This window comes from Streptomyces sp. KL2 (assembly GCF_046529545.1).
GTDB classification, from domain to species: Bacteria; Actinomycetota; Actinomycetes; order Streptomycetales; family Streptomycetaceae; genus Streptomyces; species Streptomyces radiopugnans.
In genome coordinates this window covers 4837331-4861305 of the sequence record NZ_CP127170.1, presented here as the reverse complement: position 1 = coordinate 4861305, position 23975 = coordinate 4837331, and the positions used below count along the sequence as shown (strand labels likewise).

Here is a 23975-nt window from a genome sequence, read left to right as displayed (position 1 = left end):
CCGTTACCCCTTACGCATGAGTGCGCGTCACGATACCGGGCACTTCACCCGTATGCCCTTGGCGACCACCCGTCCGGCGGGGCCGCCCGGTTCGGCGCCGCGTCACCGCCCGTACAGCCTCCCGGCCCTCGCCGCGGGGGCGCGCCACGCGCGTCCTGTGCACCAGAACCGTCACGAATCCCGTGCGGAACGGGTAACTGTTTGGCGCGTTGTCAGCATCATGGACGACGATAGGGGTGCGGGCCCCGCGGCGGAGGCGCTGCCAGACACGGTGGACCGTGCATGTGAGAGGAGGCGTCCATGGGATCGGTGCGCAAGGCGAGTGCCTGGCTGGGCCTCGTCGACGACAGCGAGATGCGTTACTACGACGACGAGTACGCCGAGGGTTCCGAGCCCGAGGACGCCCGCGACGCCTGGGTCACCGACCCTCGGGTGCGCGTGACCGCCGAGACCGCCCAGGACCAGGGCACCCGGATCGCGACGGTCACCCCCGACGGGTTCCGGGACGCCCGGGGCATCGGCGAGCTCTTCCGGGAGGGTGTCCCGGTGATCGTGAACCTCACGGCCATGGAGCCCGCCGACGCCAAGCGGGTCGTCGACTTCGCCGCGGGCCTGACCTTCGGCCTGCGCGGTTCCATCGAGCGCGTGGCCACGCGCGTCTTCCTGCTGACTCCTCCCGACTACCAGGTGATCAGCGGCCAGGAGCGCCGCAGCCCCGACGGCTTCTTCAACCAGAGCTGACCGGCGCGGCACCGGCGCCGGGCGGGCCGCTCACCGGAAGGCGTCCACGCCGGTGAGCGCCTTGCCCAGCACCAGTTGGTGCATCTCCACGGTGCCCTCGTAGGTCAGCACCGACTCCAGGTTCGTGGCGTGCCGCATCACCGGGTACTCCAGGGAGATCCCGTTGGCCCCCAGGATCGTGCGGGAGGTGCGGCAGATCTCGATCGCCTCGCGCACGTTGTTGAGCTTGCCGAAACTGACCTGCTCGGGACGGAGCCTGCCGGCGTCCATCCGCCGCCCCAGGTGGTGGGCGAGCAGGATGCCCTTGTGCAGTTCCAGCGCCATGTCGGCGAGTTTGGCCTGGGTGAGCTGGAAGCCGCCGATCGGCCGGCCGAACTGCTCACGGGTGCGCGCGTACCGAAGGGCCGCCTCGAAACTGGAGCGGGCCGCGCCCATCGCGCCCCAGACGATGCCGTAGCGGGCGTGGTTCAGACAGCTCAGCGGGCCGCGCAGCCCGGTGACCTCAGGCAGCACCGCGTCGGCGGGCAGCCGTACGTCGTCCATGACCAGTTCGCTGGTGACCGAGGCGCGCAGGGACCACTTGTGCCTGATCTCGGGCGCGGAGAAGCCCGGGGTGCCGGTGGGCACGACGAATCCGCGCACGCCCTCGTCGGTGCGGGCCCACACGACGGCGACCGAGGCCACCGAGCCGTTGGTGATCCACATCTTGCGGCCGTTGAGGACCCAGTCGTCCCCGTCCCGCTTGGCGTGGGTGCGCATCCCGGCCGGATCGGAGCCGTGGTCGGGCTCGGTGAGGCCGAAGCAGCCGATGGCCTCGCCGGAGGCCATGCTCGGCAGCCACTGCCGCTTCTGCTCCTCGGAGCCGTAGCGGTGGATGGCGTACATCGCCAGCGATCCCTGCACCGAGACCAGCGAGCGGATGCCGGAGTCGGCGGCCTCCAGCTCCAGGCAGGCCAGCCCGTACTGGACGGCGGACGCGCCCGCGCAGCCATAACCCTGGAGCGACATGCCCAGGGCGCCGATCGAACCGAGTTCGCGGGCCAGCTCCCGGATGCCGGGCAGCTCGCCGCGCTCGTACCACCCGGCGATGTGCGGCAGCACCCGGTCGGCGGCCCAGGAGCGGACGGTGTCGCGGACCGCCTTCTCCTCGGGGGCGAGCAGATCGTCCAGGCCGAGGGGGTCGGCGGGATCGAAGGGGGGCGGGGCGGAGCTGAACACGGTGGCCTCCGGCTGGGGGTCTTCGAGGGTCGCGCCCGACGTTACGGCCGGGTAACCCCGCTGGACAAGAGGCGGCCGCCCGGCTGCCCGGGCTGCCCGGCGGAGGCCGGGGACGTGCGGGCCCGTGCGGGGGCGGCTCCGTCCCGGTCCGTGCGGTCCGCCCGGTCCGGCTCCTCCGGCGGCCTCTGCCCGAAGTCCCCGCCCAGCCCTTGGCCCGGGTCCCCGTCCGGCTCCCCGCCCTGTCCCGGGAGCCCCATCGCACGCGGCAGCCGCAGCGCGGCCAGCGCGCCGAGCAGCAGGAGTGCGGCGCTGACCAGCAGCGCCACGTGCAGTCCGTGGACGAACGACTCCCGCGCCGCCTCGCGCAGCGCCTCGCCGGCCGGGCCGCCGAGGCGTTCGGCGACCTCGTACGCCGCGCTCAGCGAGTGGGCGGCCTCCTCCCCGGCGGCCTCCGGCACACCCTCCGTCCGCCGCACACCGGGGGCGTAGGCGGCGTTCATGACGGTGCCCAGGACCGCGATGCCCATTCCCGCGCCGAGCTGGTAGGCGGTCTCGCCTATCGCCGCGGCGCCGCCCGCCTGCCGGGCCGGGGCCTCGCTGAGCATGGACTCGTACGCACCGAACAGCGTCGTCTCCAGCCCGAAGCCCAGCACGACGAAGCCGCAGACGAGCAGGGCCGGCTCGTCCCGCAGGCCGACACCGGTCAGCGACAGCACCGCGGCGGCGGTGAGCAGGAAACCCACGAGCACCATGACGCGCGGCCCCAGCCGGCGCAGCATCCGGGAGCCGGCCAGCCCGGCGGCGATCGCGGCGAGGCTGAGCGGCAGCAGCCGCAGCCCGGTCTGCAGGGGGGTGAGCCCGAGGACGAGCTGGAGGTACTGGGCGGCGATCAGCGCCAGGCCCACCAGCGCCAGCACCGTCAGCACGATGCATGCCACCGCCGTGCCGAAGGCGGGCCGGGCCAGGGTGGCGCAGTCCACCAGGGGATGGCGGCGGCGGAGCTGGCGGCGCACGAAGAGCGCGAGCAGCGCCGCGCCCAGCGCCAGCGACACCAGCGTGCCCGGGTGGAGCGCCTCGCCGCCGCCCGCCCGCTTCACTCCCAGGATCAGCGCGCCGAGCCCGGCGGCGGCCACCAGTGCGCCGACCACGTCCCAGGGGCCGTCCCGGTCGCCGGTGGACTCCGGCAGCAGGCGGCGCCCGAGCGGGATGCACAGCAGCATCAGCGGGATGTTGACCAGGAAGACCGATCCCCACCAGAAGTGCTCCAGCAGGAGGCCGCCGACCAGCGGCCCCACCGCGGCGCCGACCGCGGCGACCGCGCTCCACACGCCGATGGCCAGCGCCCGCTCGCGGCGGTCGGGGAAGACCTGGCGCAGTATCGACAGGGTCGCGGGCATGATCATCGCGCCGCCGATCCCCAGCAGGGCACGCGCCGCGATCAGCATCCCGGGGGTGTACGCGTACGCCGCCAGCGCCGAGGCCACGCCGAAGACGGCGTAGCCGCACAGCAGCACCCTGCGCCGCCCGACCCGGTCGCCGAGGGTGCCGAAGAGGATCAGCAGGGAGGCGCAGACCAGCGGGTAGGCGTCGACGATCCACAGCAGCTCGATGGCGCCGGGCCGCAGCGCCTGGGAGACCGCGGGGACGGCGACGTGCAGCACCGTCGCGTCGACGGCCACCAGGAGCAGGCTGGTGCACAACACGACCAGCACGGTCCAGCGGCTCGCGCCGCCGCCCGGCACGGGGGAAGCGCCGGGCGGACCGGCCGGTCCCGTCCGTCGCGGTCTCTGCCGGGGGACGTCCGCCGCCCTGGTGGCTCCGGCCGTGGTCGTCCCGGACATGTACGCACCTCCTGTTGCGCTCGCACCGCCGCCGTGGGGAATGCCGGGACGCCGGGGGAGCGTCCGGCCCGGTGTGGAGGGTCGAGTAATGCGCCAGCGTACGCGAGTCCTCCGCGCGGCCACGTGGCCCGCCTCACGTTGACGCCGGACCGAAACCCATCTCGCCGCTCCGTCCGGGCCCTATACCCTCCTCGTTCATGCCCGCGAGCGATCTGCCGCCCCCCTCTCCCCCGCCCCGGGAGTCCGTGGCCCCGGCGTACGGCCCGCCGGCGGCCGCCCTGGCGCGGTGGCGTACGGCCGCATCGGCGACGGTCCTGACCGTGGCCGCGTTCGGCGCGGCGGTGTACGGGGTGGTGTGGCTGCACGGTTCCGGCCCGCCCTGACCCGGCCCGGCCCGTCCGGCCGGGTCGCGCACCGGTTAATGGCGGGTGGACTGTGCCCGTCTTCCGGGAAAAAGAACACGCGCCGCAACTTCGATAACAGCTCCGGTCGGAAAATCCGCAGACTTCTCCCGGACGTGGGAAAACAGCCTCTCCGCGCACGGGCGGAAGCCCGTTGCACATCACATAGGCATTACGAAGCAGGTGGCCGGTTCGGTAGCACCGGTCACCGCCTGTAATCTCATTCGAGTGCGTACCGACCGGATCTTCGCCCGCCTGGAACAGGAGCCAGCGCGGCCGCTCACTCCCCCACCGGAGATGAGCGGCACCCGCAAGACGCTCTTCTTCACCACGCTGGGCCTCTACGCGGCCATCGTGGCGGCGGTGCTGACCACCTCCCGGCTGGTCCGGCTGGACTGGCAGGTCATGCTCTTCCGCCCGTACAAGCAGTGGCCGGAGCTCCACGCCTTCCTCGACTACTTCGTGGTCCTCGGCCAGCGCGGCCCCACCGCGGTGCTGGTCGCCGCCTGGCTCGGCTGGCGCTCCTGGCGGCAGCGGACGCTGCGCCCGCTGCTGGTCCTGAGCGCCTCCCTGCTGTTGCTGAACGTGACGGTGGGGGCGGCGAAACTCGGGATGGGGCGTGAAGGTCCGCACTACGCGAACCGCATAGGCGCCAACGAGATGTTCCTGACGGGCGACATATTCCCCTCCGGCCACACGGCGAACGCGGTGGTCACCTGGGGGATCCTGGCCTATCTGGCCACCACGCCGCGGGCCCGGCGCCGGCTGTCGGTCGTCGCGGCGGTCTTCGCGCTCGGCGTCGGCACCACCACCGTCTACATCGGCACCCACTGGGTCAGCGACGTGCTCCTGGGCTGGGCTTCGGGGCTGCTCATCCTGCTGGCGCTGCCCTGGTTCGAGCCCCTCATCGCCCATGTCGAGGCGTATCTGCTGAGCCACTGGTACCGGTTCCGGGAGGGAGTGGCCCCCCTGTCGGCCCGCCTGCGCACCGCCGGGGCCCGCATCCCACCGGTCGCCGCCCGGCCCGGCGCGGGCGGGGCGTATCCTGCCTCCCGGCCCGAACCGGCCCTGTCCGAACCGGCCCTGCCGACCGCGCTGTCCGCCGATCCGCCGGCCCGGGCCGGGGAGCCGCGCACCCACCACCCCTCCCATGCGCGGCAGCACGCCGCCCGCTCGGAGCGCTCCCCCATCACCCCCGCCGGCAGCCGCCGGCCGTACGGTGAGCGCACGGTGTCGCGGACCGCGCCGATGGGGCCGCGGAAGTGACGGCGCCCTAGCGCCGCTTCGGCTCCGCGGGGACGGGACGGTACGCACCATCTCCCCCCGCCCCGCGGAGCCCGGTACGTGCGGTGGCCCCGCCGCCCCCGGCCGGGGGCGGCGGGGCCACCGCACGTGTCAGCCCTTCCAGCAGCGGACCACGGCGCCGTCCTCCACCGTGAAGTTCAGCCGCCCCGACAGGTACTCCATGGTGATGACCGCGTCCGGCGGGAGGGACCGCACTGTGGTCCAGCCGCGTTCGCGGGCCTGCCGTTCGGCGGTGGCCGCGTCGAGTCCGACGTAGGTCTCGGGGTCGTCGTCCGGTGTGCTCGGGTTCGTGGGTGCCGGTGCCATGGCAGCACCGTACGGCGTCGGCGGCGCAGCCGGAAGTTCCGACCGGATCATGGCGGCGTCACACTTGTGTCACAACGCTCCGCGGCGCAAACGCCGTACGGCCGCGCCGTCCGCGCGTACCGCGCGTACCGCCGCGGATTCCACGCGCCCTGCTTTCCGAACGCGCCGCGAGGGGTTTTCCGAGAAGATCATCCCGCTCCCCGCGCGGAATAACGGAAGAGGAACTCCGAGGGCCTCTCAATTCCCCCCGGAAACAGGCATGTTTACGGAAATCCTCTCGCGGTATCCGGGGTTGAGAGGAGCCCCATGACAGAGAAGACGAGCAACGACAGCAAGCAGACGGCGCAGGACGGGCGGAGCCCCGTCCCGCTCGGCGAGGCGATGCGCACGGCCCGGTCGGAGTTCACCGACCTCACCGGCCTCCACGCCGAGAGCGTCTCCCGGTTCGAACGGACCGGGGACGGCTGGGCTCTGGAGGTGGAGGTCATGGAACTCGAGCGGGTTCCGGACACGATGAGCCTGATGGCCTCGTACGAGGTGACCCTCGACGAGGACGGCCACCTCACCGGTTACCGCCGCGTCCGCCGCTACGAGCGCGGCCGGGCCGATTCGTCCCGCCGCGGCTGAGAGCTGCGACACCCGAGAGGAGTGGCTCCGTATATGACTACGGCAGTTCCCGCACAGCGTTCCACCGGAGGTGGGGGCGGCAGCAGCGGTCTCTACGACGTTCTGGAACTCATCCTGGACCGCGGACTGGTGATCGACGCGTTCGTCCGCGTCTCGCTGGTCGGCATCGAGATCCTGAAGATCGACGTACGCGTCGTGGTCGCCAGCGTCGACACGTATCTGCGTTTCGCCGAGGCGTGCAACCGCCTCGATCTGGAATCCGGGCCCAGGAAGTCGCCCGGTCTGCCCGAGGTGCTGGAGAACGCCACCGAGAGCGGTGCCAGCAGCAAGACCAAGGGCGCCCTGGCCGGAGCCGCCGAGAGCATATCCGACGCGTTCCGCCCGGGCCGTTCCGACGAGGAGGAGACCGAACCCCGCAGGCGCCGCGCCTCCGCCCGCCGCAAGGAGGAGACGGAGTGAGCGTCTACGTCTACGGAATCGCGCGCTCGGACCACCCGGCGCTGCCCGAGAAGGCGCCCGGCGTCGGCCAGCCGCCGCGTGAGGTCCGGATCGTGCGCGAGGGAGACCTCGCCGCGATCGTCAGCGACTGCCCGGACGACCTGCGGCCCAAGCGCCGCGATCTCCTGGCCCACCAGCAGGTGCTGACCGAGGTCGGCGCCAAGGGGCCGGTCCTGCCGCTGCGTTTCGGCAGCCTCTCCGACGGCGAGGAGGCCGTGCGCGGGGTCCTGGCCGAGCACGCCGCCCACTACATCCGGCAGTTGGAGGAGCTGGACGGCCGCTCCGAGTACAACGTGAAGGCCGTCCACCGCGAGGACGAGGTGCTGCGCCTGGTGCTCTCGCAGGACGCCGAGGCACGGAGCCTGGCGGAGCGCAACCGCGCCGCCGGCGGCGGCTCCCACGAGGACAAGCTGCGCCTGGGCGAACTCGTGGCGAACGCCGTGCGCGAGCGCGAGGCGGAGGACGCCCGGCTGATCGAGGAGACGCTCGCCCCCCTGGCCCGGCGGTACGTGCCGGGTCCGGAGGGCTCCGGCTGGCTGGCGAACCTCTCCTTCCTCCTCGACCGCGAGGGGGCCGAAGGGTTCACCGCCGCGGTCGAGGAACTGGGGCGTGCCAACCCCCACCTGGACATCCGCGCGACGGGTCCGCTGCCGCCGTACAGCTTCGTGGGCCGGCCCGACGAGGCCGGGCGGACCGCCCAGGCCGCGGGTTCGCCCGCGGGGTGAGCCGGCATGGGGCTGATCGGCGGGATCCTGAAGCTGCCCGCGGCGCCGTTCCGCGGCGCGGGCTGGGTGCTGCGGCAGGTGGTTGCCGAAGCGGAGCGGCAGTACTACGACCCGTCGGCGATCCAGCGTGAACTCCACGAACTGTCCAGGCAGTTGGACGAAGGCCTGATCGACGAGGAGGAGTTCGACCGCCGGGAGGACGAACTGCTCGACCGGCTGGAAGCCGTACAGGAGCAGAGACGGCGCAACCAAGGAGAGTACTGAGATGACGAACCGGTCGGCACTGGCGCTGGCCTTCGCCACGGGTTACGTGGTGGGGCGCGGCAGGACCAAACTGCCCCTCGGCATGGGCGGGGCGCTGCTGGCCAGGCGGCTCGGGGTGGACCCGGGCCGGCTCGGCGAGCAGTTCAAGGAGAGGACCCCGCAGCTCGCAGAGGCCACCGGCCGGCTGCGGAACAATGTCAGGGAGGCCGGCAGGGCCGCCACCGGCGCGCTGCCGACCGAGCGCCTGGGAGCGCTGACCGGCGGCGTACGGGGGCAGCTCGGCAGGGTGCCGTGGAAGAGCGGCGGCGAGGAGGCGTCGGATGCCTCCGACACCTCGGACGCTTCCGATGCCTCCGGCACCTCGGAGGAGAAGCCGGGGAAGGACGCGAACGGCTCGCGGAGCACCGGCGGTTCCGGCAAGTCGCAGGAGGGCGAGCGGAGCACCTCCCGGCGCGCCCCGGCCAAGAAGACCGCGTCGCGGGCCTCCGGGAAGACGGCCTCCGCGTCCCGCAAACCGGCCGGAGCCGCCAAGAAGGCCACGGGCTCGGCCGGCGAGCAGGCCGGCAAGTCGTCCGGCGGCACCCGGAAGACGACCGGTACGGCCAAGCGCACGGGAGGCTCCGGGCGTGGCTGACGCTGCCGGCGGCCGTCGGCGGACCGCCGTCGGCATCCCGGCCGCCGGACGTGTGCTGCAGGCGTCCGGCGGCCGGGCCGCGGTGCGTGCCCGGCGTCTGCTGCTCGCCGCCGCCCGCGGGCCGGGCGGGGCCGGGGGCCGGGCGCGCACCGCTGCCCGCGGGCCGGCCGTCGGCGAGTCCGTCGAGGTCGGCGTACCGGTTCGCGAGGCGTACGACCGGTGGCTGGAGTTCCTGGAGGACGGCGCCGGAGACGGGGCCCCGGGCGGCGCGAGGATCCTGTGGCCCGGGCGCGGCCGGAAGGTGCGCGTCACCGACCGGATCCGGGACGATCTCGTCGTGTGGACCGCCCACGACGCCAGGGGGGCGGCCAGGGGTGTGGCCACCTTCCACGGGCCGGCCGAGAACCTGACCCGGGTACTGGTCGTCCTGGACTACCGCCCCCGGAACCTGCCGGAGAGGGCCGCGGCCCTCTGGCACGCCCAGGCCCGCCGCGTGCGGCTGGATCTCGCCGACTTCCAGCGCTCGGTGAGCCTGGGCATCGAGATCGACGGCGGCGGGGCCACCGGCGGCGACGGGGAGCCCGGGGACCCGGTGGGCGAGGACTGACACGGGCACGGGGCGGACGGGGTCCGGCGACCTCGCGGCCCTCGCGGTCCTCCCCGTTCCGCCCTCACCCCCTCCCCCGGCCTTCCTCCCGGCCCTCCCCGTCCGCCCGCCACGCCCGCGAGGCCCGGCCGAGACGGCCCGCCAGCTCCTCTATCCGCTCGCCCAGCGCGGCCGGTTCGCGCACCTCGAAGTCGAAGCCCAGCATCAGGACGTGGAGGGCCATCTCGTCCAGGGAGGGGGCGCCGGTGCGCAGCAGGCAGGTGCGTCCGTCCACCGGTTCCAGCACGCCGGCCGTGGGCGCGATCCGCTCCGCGACCCGGTCCGCCGGGGCGTGCAGCAGTACGGTCGCCCGCTCGGGGTACGCCCCCGTGGAGATGCCCTCGGAGACATAGGCGGCCCAGTCCTCGGCGGGCGGTTCCCGCGGGGTGAAGCGGGGGCCGTGCGGCGGGGTGAGGGCGAGCCGGTCGAGGCGGAACGTGCGCCAGTCGGCGCGGTCGGCGTCCCAGCCCACCAGGTACCAGCGGTGGCTGCTGCACACCAGGCGGTACGGCTCGACGGTGCGGCGCGAGCCGGAGCCGTCGTGGCCCCGGTAGGTGAAGCGCAGCCGCTGCCGGTCGCGGCAGGCGTTCACCAGTTCGGTGATGGTCTTCACCTCGACGGCCGGGCCGCGGCGCCCGCCGAGCGGATCGGTGAAGGCGGTGAGCGCGCTCACCCGGCGGCGCAGCCGGTGCGGCAGCACCTGTTCCAGCTTGGCCAGGGCCCGTACCGAGGACTCCTCCATCCCCTGTACCGCGTTGTGCGCGGCCGTGCGCAGCCCGACCGCGACGGCCACCGCCTCGTCGTCGTCCAGGAGCAGGGGCGGCAGCTCGGCGCCCGCGCCGAGCCGGTAGCCGCCGGCGGTACCGGTGGTGGAGTGGACGGGGTAGCCCAGCGTCCGCAGCCGTTCCACGTCGCGGCGCACCGTCCGCGGAGTCACCCGGAGACGCTCGGCCAACTCGGCCCCGGACCACTCGCGGTGGGCCTGGAGCAGGGACAGCAGACGCAGCAGCCGTGCCGATGTCTCCCTCATGCGGCCGAGTCTGCCACCTCGTGAGGACCGAGGACGGCGGCTGTCCGCTGTGCCCGCCGGCGCCCCGCCCGCCCCGGGAGGGCCTCGAACGGGCGGGGGCCCTGCGGGCCGGGCCGGGGATCAGGAGCCGGACGGCTCAGTGCGCTCCAGCCGGACGGACAGATCGTTGGCGCCGGTGTAGTACGGGCGGGCCGTCAGCCCTCCGCTCCCGCCCGCCTTGTCCGCGTCCCCGTCCGCTGCGACGGGCCGCGCCGGGTAGCGCAGGATCTTGTGCTTGTCGACGATGTCGTCCAGGATGCGGGCCACTCGCACCGGCTCGGCGTCCTCGCCGGGGCGCAGCCACAGCTGCCAGTCGCCCTCCGCGCCGCCCTCCCGGACCAGGTCGCCGTACGCCAGCCGTGCCGTGAAGCCGTGCCCATGGGCAGGTGCGTCGGCCGGGGTGACCGGTACGGTGACGGGCCGCACCTCCCCGCCGTCGGGAGCGGTGGCGCGGCGGGGGCGGGCCTCCAGTCGCGCGGTGGGGGTCAGCCGGGCCCCGTACAGCCTCCCGTGGACGGTCAGCCCGCCGTCGGCGGGCCAGACGTCGCCCGCCTCGGCGTGCGGCCAGCGCAGCCAGGAGCACAGCGAGAGGTTGCCGTACTTGGTGGCGTACGGGATGCGTACGCCCAGCCAGGTCCGGTCGTTGCGCGGCACCCGGTCGACGAGGGAGCGCAGGTCGCTGCACCCGGGCAGCAGCCGCCGCGCCTCGCCCTCCCCGATCACCAGATAGGCGTCCCAGCGGCCCTCCGCCAGCGGAACCGTGCTGGGCAGGGTGGCGCGCAGCACGGAGCCGTCCCGGTCGCCGGAGAGCGGCTCCAGCGGCAGGCGCACCGACTCCTCCGGTTCGCTGTCGCGCAGCCGCAGCAGCAGGGCGGCGTCCCACCGCTCCGCGACACCGGGCACCCTGATGTCGAAGCTGAGGCCGCCCGCACTGTCCGCCGTGCAGTCGGCCCGCGGTGCCGTCGCCCCGGGGACGTCGGGGGCGCCGGCGGGCCTGCGGGTGGTCGCGGTCATGCGGTCCTTCCTCCTCTCAGCGCGCCTCGGCGGACGCGGGCCAGGGCGTCCTTGGTGGCGTACGCCCCGCCCAGCAGGGCTCCCCGGGTCCGGTGCAGGGAGGAGCGCAGCCGGCCGATCCCGCTCCGCCCGCCGCGTGCGACGAGCTCCGTGCAGAGCGAGGAGTACATCTCGCCGATCCGCGAGGGGTCGTAGCGGGCGGCGTCCGCGATCGCGGCGCGGCCCATCCTGCGGCGCAGTTCGTCGTCGTTGATCAGCTCCAGCAGGGACCCGGCGATGGCGTCGACGTCGCCGGTGGGCACCAGCCTCCCGTCCACCCCGTCGGCGATGATCTCCCCCGGCCCGTGCGGGCAGGTGGTGGCCACCACCGGCAGGCCGCAGCGCATCGCCTCCACGATCGTCATTCCGAAGGACTCCAGACTGGACGTCACGGCGGCGACCGAGCCCTTGACCCACTCGGCCTCGATGGGGTGGGCCGGTCCCATGAGGAACGCGTGGTTGTACAGGCCGAGCTCCTCGACCATGGCCCGCAGCTTCGCCTCCTCACGTCCGGCCCCGTAGAGCCTCAGCCGCCAGTCGGGCCGCTGCTCGACCACCTTGGCGAAGGCCCTCAGCAGTACGTCGTAGCGTTTGGCCGGAGCCAGCCGGCCGGCGGCCACCACCCACTTCCCGGTGCCGTCGGAGGGTTCCACCGCCGGCGCGGGGACACCGTTGGGCACCGCCTGCACGTGTACTCCTGGCAGGCGCATCATGCGCCGGTAGTCACGCGCGTCGGCCTCGGTGACGGTGGTGATGGCGTCCAGGCGCGGGTAGGCGCCGCGCAGGGTCGCCCGCAGCGCCCGCGAGTGGGTGGAGAGCGTGAGGTGCTCCTGCCCCATGCGCACCGGGCCGGGCCGGGTGTGCATGGCGATCATGGTGTTGAGGCCGGGGCGGGTGCCGATCACGACGTCCGCCTCGACGGTGGCCAGGTGCTCGGTGATCCGGCGGTCGGTGAGCGCGCTGTACTTGCGGTGGTTGCCGTCGGCGCGCGGGAACAGCTTGGACGGCCGGGCGTGCTCGGGATCGTCGCCGACGTAGTCCGGGCTGTGCTTGCGCATGTCCACCAGATGGCGCAGGCGTACCGCGGGGTCCAGGTCGAAGACGGGACGGTCGCGGTACCGGAAGACCGAGACGATCTCGACGTCGTGCTGCTCCGCGAGCGCGCACGCGAGGTTGAAGGTGGTCCGGATCGTTCCACCCATGCCGTACCCGTGATGCAGCAGAAAAGAGATATGCATCCGTCTCCATGTCCCACGGAAGCGCACGGGTAAGCATCCCGGCGCCGTGTTTCCCGGTGTCGCACTCCTGATTGATGCCGCGTTCGCCCGGAGAGACCGCGGACGTCCGCCGAAGGTTGACCGGCTTGATCGCCTTGTACCCGAAAAGTTCACCTGATGTGAGTCTTTTTCGGGAACCGAACGGCTCGTTCCGCCGTCTCCGGGCGCTCTCCGGGCGCTCCGCGCCGCCGCGCGGGGCACCGGTGCGCCCTTCCGCGCGCGACCCCGTGTCCCCCGTCCCGGCGGGCGGCGGTACGGACGGCCCGGCGGGGCGGCGGCGCCCCGGGGGTCAGTGCGGGGAGCACCTCCGCTCCCGGAGGTCCTCCCCGTTCGTCGCGCCGGTTCTCTCCGATCTCCCTCCCGGCCGCCTCCGTCTCCTCGCGCACACCGGCGCGACGGCTCCGGCGGCGTCGGACGGTACCGCGCCCGCACCCGGCCCGGAGCGGCCGCGCAGCCGGCACGCTCCGGCGGCCGGGACCGCCGGAGCGGCGCGGGGCGGAGCGGTGGCGGGGGCGGCCCGGGGGCCGAGACGCGTATGCGGCACCTCTCCACGCTAGGCCCGTGCAGGCGCGCGACCGGCGCAAACGCGCCGGTGCGGGGCCCGGACCCCACCCGGTCGGCCGACAATGCACCGGGCTCCGGGCGCTCCGCGCCGCCGTCCCCTCCCCCGTGTCTCCCCGCGTTCCCCGGCTTCCCCGAGGGGAAGCGGAACGAACCGGCGCGCGTCGCGCGCCGCGCATCCGCCTGTGCGACCTGCGCTCCCCCCGGCGCGTTACCACGGCACTCGGTCCCCCGTTGTGCTTGTGAACCAGAACCGAACGCCAGGAGTTTCCCCGTGTCCCCCATGCTCGATGTCAGCGACGACGTCCGCGCCGAGATCGGCGAGGAGGAAGCCGCCCGGCTGATCGCCGGTGACAGCGCCCCCGGCAGCTACGACTGCACCTCCTGCCGCGCCCCCGGCGACCCCGAGCAGGAGCGCACCAGCACCGTGCTCTTCCTCGGCGAGGAGACGGCCGTGCTCGCCTTCGCCCACGCGACCTGCATCCCGTCCCAGGTCGTCCCGGTCTCCGAGGAGCAGCTCAAGGACGCCGTGCGCACCATCACCGGCGGGTCCGGGGCCGGCGACGCCCCCGCCCGGAGCGGCGCGCCCCTGCCGTCCTCCCCCTCCGGCGCGCCCCCCGCCGGCTCCGGGTCCGCCCCCGCCCCGCGCCAGGCCGTGCTGGGCGTGACCTGCGGACAGGTGCTCATCGACGACCAGCTCCACCCCGCCCTCGTCGTCGAGCCCACCGCGCCCATCAGCCGCCCCGGCTCCGACGGCCCCGGCGACGACTTCCTGCCGCTCCTCATCGAGCAGGGCTTCATGCCCGTGAACGACGTGGCCCGGGCCCCGGCGCCGGTCGGCGGCTGGTCCGTCCTGCTGGCCATGGGCCGGCTCCACGCCATCCTCCAGCCGGGCCCCGGCGGCGGGCAGCCCACCTCCTGGTGGCAGGCGCACCAGCCGCTGCCCGTCACCGACGACTGGCGGACGGCGGCCAACCGGAGCCGGACGGTCTACGTCTACGCCGCACCGGTCGGCGCCATCGGGCAGCAGCCGCGCGAGGACCTGCTGCGCGACGCGCTGGAGAAGGCCGCCGCGGGCGGCCTCCTGGTGGCCGCCGCCATGCCGCTGGCGGGCACCTGAGGAACCCGGGGAATCCGCGGGCCCCGCTTCCCCCTACCGGGGTTTCCCCCCACCGGGCCCGCATCCGCCGGGCGGCGTGATCGTTGGCACTGACGTGCAGCCTTACGAACCTTCCCGCCCCCACAACGCGCATCTCAACCGCGGCCAGATCCCGGGGATGCGCGCCCCCCACGAGCCCATGTCGGGCCACTTCCCGGCCACTCCGATCTACGACGCGCTGTACGCCGAGTACCGGCGCCTGTTCCGGGCCCTGCCCGGGGACCGGAGCGGCGAGGAGGAACTGCGGTTCACGGGCTTCGGCACCGGGACGGCCCACTGGTACGGCGGGCGCCGGACCGGCGGCTTCCTCCCCGCCGCTCCGGCGCCCGCCGTCCTGCCGCCCGCTCCGCGGGACGGCCGCCCCTACGACCGGTGAGGGTCGTGCCCCGCTGCGGGGCACGACCCTCACCGGTCGTCCGCGGAGGGCGGGGTGGGCGCCGGCCGGCGCCCACCCCGCCCTCGCCTCACTTCTTGCGCCCGCGCTTCTCGCGCACCCGCACCGAGATGTGGATGGGCGTGCCCTCGAAACCGAACTCCTCGCGCAGCCTGCGCTCGATGAACCGGCGGTAGCCGGCCTCCAGGAAGCCGGAGGCGAACAGGACGAAACGCGGCGGGCGGGTGCCCGCCTGGGTGCCGAAGAGGATGCGGGGCTGCTTGCCGCCCCGGATCGGATGGGGATGGGCGGCGACCAGTTCGCCGAGGAAGGCGTTGAGCCGCCCGGTCGGCACCCGGGTCTCCCAGCCTGCCAGCGCGGTCTCGATCGCCGGCACCAGCTTCTCCATGTGGCGGCCGGTGCGCGCCGAGACGTTCACCCGCGGCGCCCACTTCACCTGGCCGAGATCGGTCTCGATCTCGCGCTCCAGGTAGTAGCGGCGCTCCTCGTCGAGGGTGTCCCACTTGTTGTACGCGATGACCAGCGCGCGTCCGGCGTCGACCGCCATGGTGATGATGCGGGTGTCCTGCACGCTGACCGGCTCGCTGACGTCGATGAGGACGACCGCGACCTCGGCCTTCTCCAGGGCGGCGGCCGTGCGCAGCGAGGCGTAGTAGTCGGCGCCCTCGGTCAGGTGCACCCGGCGCCGGATGCCGGCGGTGTCGACGAACTTCCAGGTTTTGCCGCCCAGTTCGATCAGCTCGTCGACCGGATCGCGGGTGGTGCCCGCCAGTTGGTCGACGACCACCCGGTCCTCCCCCGCGACCTTGTTCAGCAGCGAGGACTTGCCGACGTTGGGGCGGCCGATCAGCGCCACCCGGCGCGGCCCGCCGATCCCGCCGCCGAAGGTCTGCGGCGGCGCCTCGGGCAGCACCTTCAGCACCTCGTCCAGCAGATCGCCGGTGCCCCTGCCGTGCAGTGCGGAGACCGGGTGGGGCTCGCCGAGGCCGAGCGACCACAGCATGGCGGCGTCCGCCTCGCCGGAGGGCCCGTCGACCTTGTTCGCGCACAGCACCACGGGCTTGCCCGCCTTGCGCAGCAGCCTGACGACGGCCTCGTCGGTGTCGGTCGCGCCGACCGTGGCGTCCACCACGAAGACCACCGCGTCGGCGGCCTCGATCGCGAACTCGGCCTGGGCCGCCACCGAGGCGTCGATGCCCAGGACGTCCTGCTCCCAGCCTCCGGTGTCGACCACCTTGAAGCGACGCCCCGCCCACTCGGCCTCGTAGGTGACCCGGTCCCGGGTGACACCGGGGCGGTCCTCCACGACGGCCTCGCGGCGGCCGAGGATGCGGTTGACCAGAGTCGACTTGCCGACGTTCGGCCGGCCGACGACGGCCAGCACCGGCAGCGGCCCATGCCCGGCCTCGCCGAGCGCCCCCTCGACGTCCTCGGCTTCGAACCCCTCCTGCGCGGCGAGCTCCATGAACTCCGCGTACTCGGCGTCGCCGAGCTCACCGTGCCCGTGCTCGTCGCCGACGTGGGTCTGCTCGTTCATGAAGTCCTGTCCTCGTGTGTACGTGTTGTCCGTGACCCTGCGCGCCCCGTGGGCGCACGCCCCCGTCCGGGGCCGTGTGCGCCCGCGCGGTACGCGCGGGCGCCACGGGCGCAGAGGTCCAGTGTCGCCTAACCGCGCCCGGTGGCGCGCCGGGCGTCGGCCAGGTGGGCCGTCAGTCGCCTGCCGATGCGCACCGTCGCCTCGTCCAGCGCCGCCCGGGTGCGCCTGCCGCTGCCGTCGCCCGCCTCGAAGGGTTCGCCGAACACGATGTCGACGCGGGCCCGCAGCGGGGGCAGCGCGGGTATCGCGCGCCCGCGCGTCCCGGCCGTCCCCAGCACCGCGACGGGTACGACGGGCGCCCCGGAGCGCAGCGCGAAGTAGGCCAGGCCCGAGCGGAGCGAGGCGAAGTCGCCCTCCCCCCGGGTGCCCTCCGGGAAGATGCCCAGCACACCGCCGTTTCCCAGCACGCCCAGCGCCCTGGTGATCGCGACGCGGTCGGCGGCCTTCCGGTCCACCTCGATCTGTCCGATACCGGTCAGGAAGGGGTCGAGGGGGCCGATGAAGGCCTCCTTCTTGATCAGGAAGTGCACCGGCCGGGGTGCGGTCCCCATCAGCAGCGGGCCGTCCACGGCGTGCGTGTGGTTGACGGCGAGGATCACCGGCCCGGCGGCCGGGACCCGCCAGGCACCGAGCACCCTGGGCCGCCACAGCCCGTACATCAGACCGATCCCGATGCGCCGCCCGACCGCGGCGCCCCGTGCGCTGGGCAGGCCCGGGCCGCCGCTGCCGTCCGCCGCGCTCACCTGGCCTGCTGCTTCTCTTCGATCAGGGTGACGACGCACTCGATGACCTGCTCCAGGGTCAGTTCGGTGGTGTCCACCTCGACCGCGTCGTCCGCCTTGCGCAGCGGGGAGGTCTTGCGGCCGGCGTCGGCGGCGTCCCTCCTGAGCAGCGCCTCGCGGGTGGCGTCCAGGTCGACCGGACGGCCGCCGCTGCCCTTCAGCTCGCCGCCGCGCCGGGCCGCGCGGGCCTCGGGGGAGGCGGTGAGGAAGATCTTCAGGTCCGCGTCGGGCAGGACGGTGGTGCCGATGTCCCGGCCCTCGACGACGATGCCGGTGGGGGCACCCGCGGCGATGGCGCGCTGGAGCTCGGTGATCCTGGTGCGCACCGCGGGCACCGCGCTGACCGCGCTGACCGCGCCGGTGACCTCCTGCGTGCGGATCGGACCGGAGGCGTCCGTGCCGTCCACGGTGATGGTCGGCTCGGCCGGGTCGGTGCCGGAGAGGATCTCGGGGCGGTCGGCCGCGGCGGCGACGGCCTCGGCGTCCCGGACGTCGATGTCGTGGGTCAGCATCCACCAGGTGATCGCGCGGTACTGCGCACCGGTGTCCAGGTAGCTCAGGCCGAGCTTGGCCGCGACGGCCCGGGAGGTGCTCGACTTGCCCGTGCCGGACGGGCCGTCGATGGCGACGATGACGGGGGCCGGGGCGTCCGGGGACACGGAGGACGCCTGCCGGGAGGTTGCTGCCACGGTGTCGGGCACCTTTCTCGAACTGCTGGGAGCACGGGTCGGGACGCGGGCGCGGGGGCGCCGGCGAGGGGAACGCCGGCACGCCCTCCCCGTCCGGCACAAGGCTACCGTCGGCCGGGTACCCCTACTGCTGCCGGATGGCCCAGCCCCGCTCGCGCAGCGCCGCCGTCAGCACGGGGGCGGCACTCGGCTCGACCATGAGCTGGACGTGGCCGGCCTGCTGGCCGGTGGCGTGCTCGATCCGGACGTCCTCGACGTTGACGCCGGCCCGTCCGGCGTCGGCGAAGATGCTGGCCAGCTCGCCCGGCCGGTCGCTGATGAGCACCGCCACCGTCTCGTAGGCGGCCGGGGCCTGCCCGTGCTTGCCCGGGATCCTGGCCCGGCCGCTGTTGCCGCGGCGCAGTACCTCCTCGATGCCCGCCGCGCCGCCGGTGCGCTCGGTCTCGTCGGCGGACTCCAGCGCGCGCAGCGCCCGCACCGTCTCCTCCAGGTCGCCGGCCACCGCGGCCAGGATGTCGGCCACGGGACCGGGGTTGGCCGAGAGGATGTCGATCCACATGCCCGGGTCGGAGGCAGCGATCCGCGTCACGTCGCGGATGCCCTGGCCGCACAGGCGCACGGCCGTCTCGTCGGCGCCCTCCAGGCGGGCGGCGACCAGGCTGGACAGCAGTTGCGGGGTGTGCGAGACCAGGGCGACGGCCCGGTCGTGCGCGTCGGCGTCCATCACCACGGGGACGGCGCGGCAGAGCGAGATCAGCTCCAGCGCGAGGTTGAGCACCTCGGTGTCGGTCTCCGGGGTGGGGGTGAGGACCCAGGGCCGCCCCTCGAAGAGGTCGGCGGTGGCGGCCAGCGGTCCGGAGGTCTCGCGCCCGGACATCGGGTGCGTGCCCAGGTAGGTGGTCGGATCGCAGCCCAGCGCCTCGGCCTCCCGGCGCGGCCCGCCCTTGACGCTGCCGACGTCCAGATAGCCGCGGGCCGCCTTCCGGCGCTGGGCCGCGGCGAGGACGGCGGGGATGTGGGCGGGCGGTACGGCCACGACGGCGAGGTCCACCGGCCCCTCCGGGGGCCGGTCGGTCCCGGCGCCCAGGGAGGCGGCCGTGCGGGCCTGGTCGGCGTCGTGGTCCTCCAGGTGCACCCGCACCCCGCGCCCGGCCAGGGCCAGGGCGACGGAGGTGCCGATCAGTCCGGTGCCGATGACGAGCGCGGTCCTCACTGGGCGATGTCCTTGCGCAGGGCCCCGGCGGCGCCGAGGTAGACGTGGGAGATCCCGGCCCTGGTCAGACCGGTCTCGACATGGGCGAGGATGCGGACCACCCGCGGCATGGCGCCGGCCACGTCCATCTCCTGCGCACAGATCAGCGGCACGTCCACGATGCCGAGCTTGCGGGCCGCGGCGGCGGGGAAGTCGCTGCGCAGATCGGGGGTGGCCGTGAACCAGACGCTGATCAGGTCGTCGGCCGTCAGCGCGTTGCGCTCCAGTATCGCGGTGAGCAGTTGCGAGACCCGCTCGTCCATGTGCCCGGCCTCGTCCCGGTCCAACTGCACGGCGCCCCGCACCGCTCGTACCGTCACCTGCTCGCTCCCTTGCGTCCGCGGCTGTAATGCTGTCCTGGTCAGCGTAGAGGCGGTGTACCGGCTCCCGCGTCCGCGCCCGCCCTGCGAGACGGCCGCGTGCCACAATCGCGGCCATGCCCTCCGCGCCCGGCACACCCGCCCCGCACGGCCAGGCCCCGCACGGCCCGGCAGCTTACGGCCCGGACCCGCACGGCCTGGTGCGCGACCACACCGTCTACTCCTGTGTGATGGGCTCGCACGCCTTCGGCCTGGCGACCGAGGACAGCGACACCGACCGGCGCGGTGTGTACGCCGCGCCGACGCCGCTGTTCTGGCGCCTGGAGAAGCCCCCGACGCATGTGGAGGGCCCGCGTCCGGAGGAGTTCTCCTGGGAACTGGAGCGCTTCTGCGCGCTGGGGCTGGCCTCGAACCCCAGCATCCTGGAGTGTCTGCACTCCCCCCTCGTCGAGCGCCTGGACGACACCGGCCGGGAGCTTCTGGCCCTGCGCGGCGCGTTCCTCTCCCGGCATGTGCACCGCACCTTCACCGGGTACGCCTGGGGGCAGCACCGCAAGCTGCGGGCGCGGGTGCGCAGCCGCGGCGAGATGCGCTGGAAGCAGGCCATGCACCTGGTGCGGCTGCTGCTGTCCTGCCGCGATCTGCTGCGCACCGGGGAACTCGTCCTGGACGCGGGGCCGTACCGGGACCGCCTGCTGGCCGTCCGGCGCGGTGAGGTGGCCTGGGCCGAGGTGGAGGCCTGGCTCGCGCGCCTCCGCGAGGAGGCGGACGGGGCCGCCTCCGGCACCCCGCTGCCCGCCGAACCGGACCGCGCCCGGGTGGAGGACTTCCTGGTCCGCGTCCGCCGCGCCTACGTCTGAACCGGCCGCCCGGCGGCCATGCGGGCCCGGACGGCCAGGTCGTGGAGGGCGTCACGGCCGCCGGGCTCGTCCGGGGGCCGGAAGACGTCCCGGCCGCCGTCCAGCGGGGCCGGCCCGTACCCGGCCTCGGCCTTGGCGTCGATCAGCCCGGCGAGGTGGCCGGGGCCTCCCCCACCTCCTCTGCGAGGGTGGGCAGACGGGCGCAGACCTCGCCGGTGCGCATCGGACGGATGCCGGTGAGCGGCGCTCGGAAGGTGTGGAGCAGCGGCTTCGGCTCACCGGTCCTGCCGCACAGCCGCCACCGGGTGCCGGCGAAGCCCCGGTAGCGGCGGAGCGTCAGCCGGGCGAACCCGCGCAGGCCGTGGGTGACCAGGTCCGGCTCGGCCCCGTCCCGGTCCCGCATCCGGCCCGCGGTCTCCTCGCCCTCCCGCGGCCCGGTCAGGTCCTCCACCGGCAGCAGGTGGAACCCGCGCAGGTCGGCGCCGGAGTCGCGGGAGGGGGAGCCGTACAGATGCGCCCCGGAGACGGTCGCGAAGACCAGGGGGTGTCGCTGCCGGGCGAGTACGGGGCGCGGCTCGGGGAGACCGGCGGCGGTCGGGGCGGCCATGCGCCCGCCCTGGCGGGTGCGCACAGGCCCCGGCCAGGGGTTTCCCGGGCCGGGGCCGGTGGCGGGCGGGACGGCGGCCTAGAGGTCGACCTCCCGCATCAGCATGCCCACCTCGGTGTTGGTCAGCCGGCGCAGCCAGCCGGACTTCTGGTCGCCCAGTGCGATGGGGCCGAAGCGGGTGCGCACCAGCTTGTCGACGGGGAAGCCGACCTCGGCGAGCATGCGGCGGACGATGTGCTTGCGGCCCTCGTGGAGGGTGACCTCGACGAGGTAGTTCTTGCCGGTGTTCTCCACGACTTTGAAGTTGTCGGCGCGGGCGTACCCGTCCTCCAGCTTCACGCCTTCCTTGAGCCGCTTGCCCAGGTCGCGCGGGATGGGCCCCTGGATGGCGGCGAGGTAAGTCTTCGCCACGCCGTAGCGGGGGTGGGTGAGGCGGTGGGCCAGCTCGCCGTGGTTGGTGAGCAGGATCAGCCCCTCGGTCTCGGTGTCGAGGCGGCCGACGTGGAACAGCCGGGTCTCGCGGTTGGTCACGTAGTCGCCCAGGCACTGGCGGCCCTCCGGGTCCTCCATGGAGGAGACGACGCCGGCGGGCTTGTTGAGCGCGAAGAACAGGTAGGACTGTGTGGCGATCGTCAGGCCGTCGACCTTGATCTCGTCCTTCTCCGGGTCCACTCGCAGTCCCTGCTCGACCACGATCTCGCCGTTGACCTCCACCCGGCGCTGGTCGATCAGCTCCTCGCAGGCGCGGCGCGAGCCCATGCCGGCACGGGCCAGGACCTTCTGCAGCCTCTCGCCCTCCGCCTCGCCGAAGGTCTTGGGGAGCTTGAGCGCCGGCTTGGCGTGCCGTGCGCGGTTGCGCTCCTCGATCTGGGCGTCGTACTCGCGGGGGCGCGCCGGTACCGAACGCCCGCGGGCGCCGCCCTTGCCGCCCTGCCTGGGACCGGTCCTGGGGCCCTTGGGACCTCCCGTCCCGGCCCCCGCCTTCGGCCCGCCCCGGGAGGCGCCCCCGGAGGACTGCCCTTGCCTGCCCTCCTGGCCCTGACTCTGGCCCTGCCGCCGGCCCTGGCCCTTGGCGCCGCCGGGCTTGGCGGACTTGCCCGGCCCGCCCGGCTTGTCGGGCCCGCCGCCGGAGCCGGCGTCGTAACGGCGCTCCTCCGGGCGGGGACGTCCCGCGCGCTTCTGCCTGTCGTCGCGGCTGTTGCCCGCGCCCCGGTGGTTCCGGTTGCTGTTCCTGCCGCTGCTTCGCATCAAGGTTTCCGTCTAACTGTCTCTAAGTCTGGGAATCGCCGCTGTCGTCCACGTCGAACGACGGCACGCCCTCCTGGCTCTCGGCCTCGACCGCGTCCGCCTCGGGGAGGAAGGGCGCGAGCTCCGGAAGCTCGTCCAGACCGCGCAGGCCCATCCGCTCCAGGAAGTAGTTCGTCGTCCTGTACAGGATCGCACCTGTTTCGGGTTCGGTGCCCGCCTCCTCGATCAGCCCGCGCTGGAGGAGGGTGCGCATGACCCCGTCGCAGTTCACCCCGCGCACGGCCGAGACGCGCGAGCGGCTGACCGGTTGACGGTACGCGACCACGGCCAGGGTCTCCAGTGCGGCCTGGGTCAGCCGGGCCTGTCTGCCGTCCAGGACGAAGCTCTCGACGGCGTCGGCGTACTCGGGGCGGGTGTAGTACCGCCAGCCTCCGGCGACCAGCCGCAGGTCGAAGCCGCGGCCCTGCCGGGCGTACTCGTCGGACAGCTCGCGCAGCGCCACGGCGATCGCGCGGCGGGGGCGCTGGAGCACCTTGGCCAGGTGCTCCTCGGTGGCCGGTTCGTCGACGACCATCAGCACCGCCTCCAGGGCGGGCTTGAGGTCCAGTTCGGCGACGGCGGAGGCGCCGGCCGGCGGCCGGGGCTCCTCCGCCGCCCCGCTCCTCCCCGTCCCGGCCGGGTCCGGTCCCGTGTCCGTGTCCGCGCTCATCCGAGGCCGTCCTTCCCGTCGTCGCCTGTGCCGCTGCCCGCGCCGTCGCCCGCGTCGAACTCGTCGGTGACCAGCGGCCGCGTCTCCTCCCCGCCGCTCCAGCGCACGGTGAGGCCGCCGAGGGCCTCCTCCTGCTCCAGGGCGACCGCGCGCTCGCGGTAGAGCTCCAGCAGCGCCAGGAAGCGGGCGACGACGGTGAGGGTGTCGGCCGCGTCCTCGGTGAGCGCCGCGAAGCTCGCCTCACCCAGCTCCCGCAGCCTGGCCACCAGGATCTCCGCCTGCTCGCGCACGCTGACCAGCGGGGCGTGGATGTGGTCGACGTAGACCTGCGGTTCCGGTCTGGGCTGCATCGCCTTGACCGCGAGCCGGGCGAAGCCCTCGGGGCCGATGCTGATGACCACCTCGGGCAGCAGCTCGGCGTGGTGCGGCTCCAGTCCCACCGTACGGGGGTGGCGGCGTGCCTCGGCGGCCAGGCGTCCGTCGAAGATCCCGGCGACCTGCTTGTACGCGCGGTACTGCAGCAGCCGGGCGAAGAGCAGGTCGCGTGCCTCCAGCAGGGCGAGGTCGGCCTCGTCCTCGACCTCGGCGGCGGGCAGCAGCCGCGCGGCCTTCAGGTCGAGCAGGGTGGCGGCGACGACCAGGAACTCGGTGGTCTGGTCGAGGTCCCAGTCGGGGCCCATGGCGCGGATGTGCGCCATGAACTCGTCGGTGACCTTCGAAAGGGCGACCTCGGTGACGTCCAGCTTGTGCCGGGAGATGAGCTGGAGGAGGAGGTCGAAGGGGCCCTCGAAGTTGTCCAAGACGACCTTGAAGCGGCCGTCGCCGGACTCGGCGCCCCCGTCCCCGGCTTCCTCCCGGCCCTCCGGCTCTCCGCCCTCCCCGGGCGGCGGGTCCTCCCCGGGCGGCGGCTGCCGTACCCGTTCCGGCTCGGGTACGGGCCCGCGCACCGGAGCCGGTTCCGGTAGGGCCTCGGGCTCGGGTACGGGTTCAAGCTCGGGTACGGGTACGGGTTTGGGCTCGGCGGCGGCCGGACCGGCCGGTTCCGGCTCCCCCGTGGGCTCGGGCCCGGGGGCCGCCGGGGCTTCCGGCGGCCGCGGAGCGGCCGGTGCCGCCCCCGGCCCCCGGCCGAGCGGGCGGCGGGAGCGCCGGGGGTTGGGCGCGGGGTCGTCGGCGGTCGGCATCGCGGGGCAGG

At 74.3% G+C, this 23975-nt stretch carries 26 protein-coding genes and 1 pseudogene; 12 read left to right on the top strand and 15 right to left on the bottom strand.

What is annotated here, in order from left to right; all coding sequences use genetic code 11:
* Window positions 1–300: 300 nt before the first annotated feature.
* On the top strand, window positions 301–741 hold the full coding sequence (locus tag QPK52_RS21845; RefSeq protein ID WP_093662885.1) for a cell division protein SepF: 441 nt from the start codon (window positions 301–303) through the stop codon (window positions 739–741).
* A 30-nt stretch (window positions 742–771) separates the two neighbouring features.
* On the opposite strand, the gene QPK52_RS21840 is transcribed toward QPK52_RS21845, so the two are convergent.
* Together QPK52_RS21840 and QPK52_RS21835 are read right to left on the bottom strand one after the other, a co-directional pair.
* Entirely contained in the window at window positions 772–1959 is a 1188-nt protein-coding gene (locus QPK52_RS21840; protein WP_410539141.1) for an acyl-CoA dehydrogenase family protein, read from the bottom strand.
* Between the two features lie 41 nt (window positions 1960–2000).
* Window positions 2001–3800 carry an MFS transporter gene (locus tag QPK52_RS21835; protein ID WP_410539140.1) on the bottom strand — a complete coding sequence of 600 codons (1800 nt, stop codon included), beginning with the start codon at window positions 3798–3800 and terminating at the stop codon, window positions 2001–2003.
* 197 nt (window positions 3801–3997) lie between these two features.
* On the opposite strand from QPK52_RS21835, the gene QPK52_RS21830 reads away from it, so the two are divergent.
* Together QPK52_RS21830 and QPK52_RS21825 are read left to right on the top strand one after the other, a co-directional pair.
* Window positions 3998–4183, top strand: coding sequence for a hypothetical protein (locus QPK52_RS21830; RefSeq protein ID WP_410539139.1), 186 nt, complete (start codon window positions 3998–4000; stop codon window positions 4181–4183).
* A 246-nt stretch (window positions 4184–4429) separates the two neighbouring features.
* Entirely contained in the window at window positions 4430–5467 is a 1038-nt protein-coding gene (locus QPK52_RS21825; RefSeq protein ID WP_410539138.1) for a phosphatase PAP2 family protein, read from the top strand.
* A gap of 129 nt (window positions 5468–5596) precedes the next feature.
* Here QPK52_RS21825 and QPK52_RS21820 read toward each other — a convergent pair whose 3' ends face one another.
* Window positions 5597–5812, bottom strand: coding sequence for an I78 family peptidase inhibitor (locus tag QPK52_RS21820; RefSeq protein ID WP_093662880.1), 216 nt, complete (start codon window positions 5810–5812; stop codon window positions 5597–5599).
* A 306-nt stretch (window positions 5813–6118) separates the two neighbouring features.
* On the opposite strand from QPK52_RS21820, the gene QPK52_RS21815 reads away from it, so the two are divergent.
* The 6 genes from QPK52_RS21815 to QPK52_RS21790 are packed head-to-tail and all read left to right on the top strand — an operon-like array spanning window position 6119 to window position 9167.
* Window positions 6119–6439, top strand: a complete 321-nt coding sequence (locus QPK52_RS21815) for a gas vesicle protein (RefSeq protein ID WP_410539137.1) — start codon at window positions 6119–6121, stop codon at window positions 6437–6439.
* Between the two features lie 33 nt (window positions 6440–6472).
* Window positions 6473–6898, top strand: coding sequence for a gas vesicle structural protein GvpA (locus QPK52_RS21810; protein ID WP_410539136.1), 426 nt, complete (start codon window positions 6473–6475; stop codon window positions 6896–6898).
* Window positions 6895–7662, top strand: coding sequence for a GvpL/GvpF family gas vesicle protein (locus QPK52_RS21805; RefSeq protein WP_410539135.1), 768 nt, complete (start codon window positions 6895–6897; stop codon window positions 7660–7662). Before QPK52_RS21810 ends, QPK52_RS21805 begins: the two co-directional genes overlap by 4 nt.
* 6 nt (window positions 7663–7668) lie before the next feature.
* Window positions 7669–7926 carry a gas vesicle protein GvpG gene (locus QPK52_RS21800; protein ID WP_093662876.1) on the top strand — a complete coding sequence of 86 codons (258 nt, stop codon included), beginning with the start codon at window positions 7669–7671 and terminating at the stop codon, window positions 7924–7926.
* 1 nt (window position 7927) lies between these two features.
* Window positions 7928–8560, top strand: coding sequence for a hypothetical protein (locus tag QPK52_RS21795; RefSeq protein ID WP_410539134.1), 633 nt, complete (start codon window positions 7928–7930; stop codon window positions 8558–8560).
* Window positions 8553–9167 (top strand): hypothetical protein, encoded by a 615-nt coding sequence (locus QPK52_RS21790; protein WP_410539133.1) that lies wholly within the window; start codon window positions 8553–8555, stop codon window positions 9165–9167. Before QPK52_RS21795 ends, QPK52_RS21790 begins: the two co-directional genes overlap by 8 nt.
* Before the next feature lie 64 nt (window positions 9168–9231).
* On the opposite strand, the gene QPK52_RS21785 is transcribed toward QPK52_RS21790, so the two are convergent.
* The 3 genes from QPK52_RS21785 to QPK52_RS21775 form a co-directional block, all read right to left on the bottom strand.
* Window positions 9232–10236 (bottom strand): helix-turn-helix transcriptional regulator, encoded by a 1005-nt coding sequence (locus QPK52_RS21785; RefSeq protein ID WP_410539132.1) that lies wholly within the window; start codon window positions 10234–10236, stop codon window positions 9232–9234.
* A gap of 120 nt (window positions 10237–10356) precedes the next feature.
* Entirely contained in the window at window positions 10357–11289 is a 933-nt protein-coding gene (locus tag QPK52_RS21780; protein ID WP_410539131.1) for a hypothetical protein, read from the bottom strand.
* On the bottom strand, window positions 11286–12566 hold the full coding sequence (locus QPK52_RS21775; RefSeq protein WP_410539130.1) for a glycosyltransferase family 4 protein: 1281 nt from the start codon (window positions 12564–12566) through the stop codon (window positions 11286–11288). The genes QPK52_RS21780 and QPK52_RS21775 overlap by 4 nt, the downstream gene beginning before the upstream one ends.
* A gap of 883 nt (window positions 12567–13449) precedes the next feature.
* Here QPK52_RS21775 and QPK52_RS21770 point away from each other — a divergent pair.
* Window positions 13450–14286, top strand: coding sequence for a hypothetical protein (locus QPK52_RS21770; protein ID WP_410540435.1), 837 nt, complete (start codon window positions 13450–13452; stop codon window positions 14284–14286).
* Window positions 14287–14443: 157 nt separating this feature from the next.
* Complete coding sequence (locus QPK52_RS21765) at window positions 14444–14701, top strand: hypothetical protein (protein ID WP_410539129.1); 258 nt, start codon at window positions 14444–14446, stop codon at window positions 14699–14701.
* An 88-nt stretch (window positions 14702–14789) separates the two neighbouring features.
* Here QPK52_RS21765 and der read toward each other — a convergent pair whose 3' ends face one another.
* The 5 genes from der to aroH form a co-directional block, all read right to left on the bottom strand.
* On the bottom strand, window positions 14790–16256 hold the full coding sequence (gene der, locus QPK52_RS21760; RefSeq protein WP_410539128.1) for a ribosome biogenesis GTPase Der: 1467 nt from the start codon (window positions 16254–16256) through the stop codon (window positions 14790–14792).
* 128 nt (window positions 16257–16384) lie between these two features.
* Window positions 16385–16975, bottom strand: a complete 591-nt coding sequence (locus QPK52_RS21755) for a lysophospholipid acyltransferase family protein (RefSeq protein WP_410540434.1) — start codon at window positions 16973–16975, stop codon at window positions 16385–16387.
* 80 nt (window positions 16976–17055) lie between these two features.
* Window positions 17056–17787 (bottom strand): (d)CMP kinase, encoded by a 732-nt coding sequence (gene cmk / locus QPK52_RS21750; protein ID WP_410539127.1) that lies wholly within the window; start codon window positions 17785–17787, stop codon window positions 17056–17058.
* Between the two features lie 124 nt (window positions 17788–17911).
* Window positions 17912–19000, bottom strand: a complete 1089-nt coding sequence (locus QPK52_RS21745) for a prephenate dehydrogenase (protein WP_410539126.1) — start codon at window positions 18998–19000, stop codon at window positions 17912–17914.
* Window positions 18997–19359, bottom strand: a complete 363-nt coding sequence (aroH, locus tag QPK52_RS21740) for a chorismate mutase (protein WP_410539125.1) — start codon at window positions 19357–19359, stop codon at window positions 18997–18999. Before aroH ends, QPK52_RS21745 begins: the two co-directional genes overlap by 4 nt.
* A gap of 116 nt (window positions 19360–19475) precedes the next feature.
* On the opposite strand from aroH, the gene QPK52_RS21735 reads away from it, so the two are divergent.
* Window positions 19476–20219 (top strand): DNA polymerase beta superfamily protein, encoded by a 744-nt coding sequence (locus QPK52_RS21735; RefSeq protein WP_410539123.1) that lies wholly within the window; start codon window positions 19476–19478, stop codon window positions 20217–20219.
* Here the strand turns inward: QPK52_RS21735 and QPK52_RS21730 are convergent.
* The 4 genes and pseudogenes from QPK52_RS21730 to QPK52_RS21715 form a co-directional block, all read right to left on the bottom strand.
* Window positions 20210–20826: pseudogene (locus tag QPK52_RS21730) on the bottom strand (DNA polymerase beta superfamily protein). The gene QPK52_RS21735 and the pseudogene QPK52_RS21730 sit on opposite strands and share 10 nt — an antisense overlap.
* Window positions 20827–20904: 78 nt before the next feature.
* Window positions 20905–22074 carry a pseudouridine synthase gene (locus QPK52_RS21725; protein WP_410539122.1) on the bottom strand — a complete coding sequence of 390 codons (1170 nt, stop codon included), beginning with the start codon at window positions 22072–22074 and terminating at the stop codon, window positions 20905–20907.
* A 22-nt stretch (window positions 22075–22096) separates the two neighbouring features.
* The gene (gene scpB / locus QPK52_RS21720) at window positions 22097–22783 is read right to left on the bottom strand and encodes an SMC-Scp complex subunit ScpB (protein WP_410539120.1); all 687 of its coding nucleotides are present in this window, start codon (window positions 22781–22783) and stop codon (window positions 22097–22099) included.
* Window positions 22780–23964 (bottom strand): segregation and condensation protein A, encoded by a 1185-nt coding sequence (locus QPK52_RS21715; RefSeq protein ID WP_410539119.1) that lies wholly within the window; start codon window positions 23962–23964, stop codon window positions 22780–22782. The genes scpB and QPK52_RS21715 overlap by 4 nt, the downstream gene beginning before the upstream one ends.
* Window positions 23965–23975: the final 11 nt, after the last annotated feature.

Coding starts and splice junctions, on each gene's coding strand:
- QPK52_RS21770 (WP_410540435.1), top strand. CDS start 13,450: ATGCTCGATGTCAGCGACGACGTCCGCGCCGAGATCGGCGAGGAGGAA.
- QPK52_RS21775 (WP_410539130.1), bottom strand. CDS start 12,566: ATGCATATCTCTTTTCTGCTGCATCACGGGTACGGCATGGGTGGAACG.
- QPK52_RS21735 (WP_410539123.1), top strand. CDS start 19,476: ATGCCCTCCGCGCCCGGCACACCCGCCCCGCACGGCCAGGCCCCGCAC.
- QPK52_RS21800 (WP_093662876.1), top strand. CDS start 7,669: ATGGGGCTGATCGGCGGGATCCTGAAGCTGCCCGCGGCGCCGTTCCGC.
- QPK52_RS21845 (WP_093662885.1), top strand. CDS start 301: ATGGGATCGGTGCGCAAGGCGAGTGCCTGGCTGGGCCTCGTCGACGAC.
- QPK52_RS21725 (WP_410539122.1), bottom strand. CDS start 22,074: ATGCGAAGCAGCGGCAGGAACAGCAACCGGAACCACCGGGGCGCGGGC.
- QPK52_RS21815 (WP_410539137.1), top strand. CDS start 6,119: ATGACAGAGAAGACGAGCAACGACAGCAAGCAGACGGCGCAGGACGGG.
- QPK52_RS21715 (WP_410539119.1), bottom strand. CDS start 23,964: ATGCCGACCGCCGACGACCCCGCGCCCAACCCCCGGCGCTCCCGCCGC.
- scpB (WP_410539120.1), bottom strand. CDS start 22,783: ATGAGCGCGGACACGGACACGGGACCGGACCCGGCCGGGACGGGGAGG.
- QPK52_RS21810 (WP_410539136.1), top strand. CDS start 6,473: ATGACTACGGCAGTTCCCGCACAGCGTTCCACCGGAGGTGGGGGCGGC.
- QPK52_RS21795 (WP_410539134.1), top strand. CDS start 7,928: ATGACGAACCGGTCGGCACTGGCGCTGGCCTTCGCCACGGGTTACGTG.
- QPK52_RS21835 (WP_410539140.1), bottom strand. CDS start 3,800: ATGTCCGGGACGACCACGGCCGGAGCCACCAGGGCGGCGGACGTCCCC.
- der (WP_410539128.1), bottom strand. CDS start 16,256: ATGAACGAGCAGACCCACGTCGGCGACGAGCACGGGCACGGTGAGCTC.
- QPK52_RS21830 (WP_410539139.1), top strand. CDS start 3,998: ATGCCCGCGAGCGATCTGCCGCCCCCCTCTCCCCCGCCCCGGGAGTCC.
- QPK52_RS21755 (WP_410540434.1), bottom strand. CDS start 16,975: ATGTACGGGCTGTGGCGGCCCAGGGTGCTCGGTGCCTGGCGGGTCCCG.
- QPK52_RS21780 (WP_410539131.1), bottom strand. CDS start 11,289: ATGACCGCGACCACCCGCAGGCCCGCCGGCGCCCCCGACGTCCCCGGG.
- QPK52_RS21765 (WP_410539129.1), top strand. CDS start 14,444: ATGCGCGCCCCCCACGAGCCCATGTCGGGCCACTTCCCGGCCACTCCG.
- QPK52_RS21785 (WP_410539132.1), bottom strand. CDS start 10,236: ATGAGGGAGACATCGGCACGGCTGCTGCGTCTGCTGTCCCTGCTCCAG.
- QPK52_RS21820 (WP_093662880.1), bottom strand. CDS start 5,812: ATGGCACCGGCACCCACGAACCCGAGCACACCGGACGACGACCCCGAG.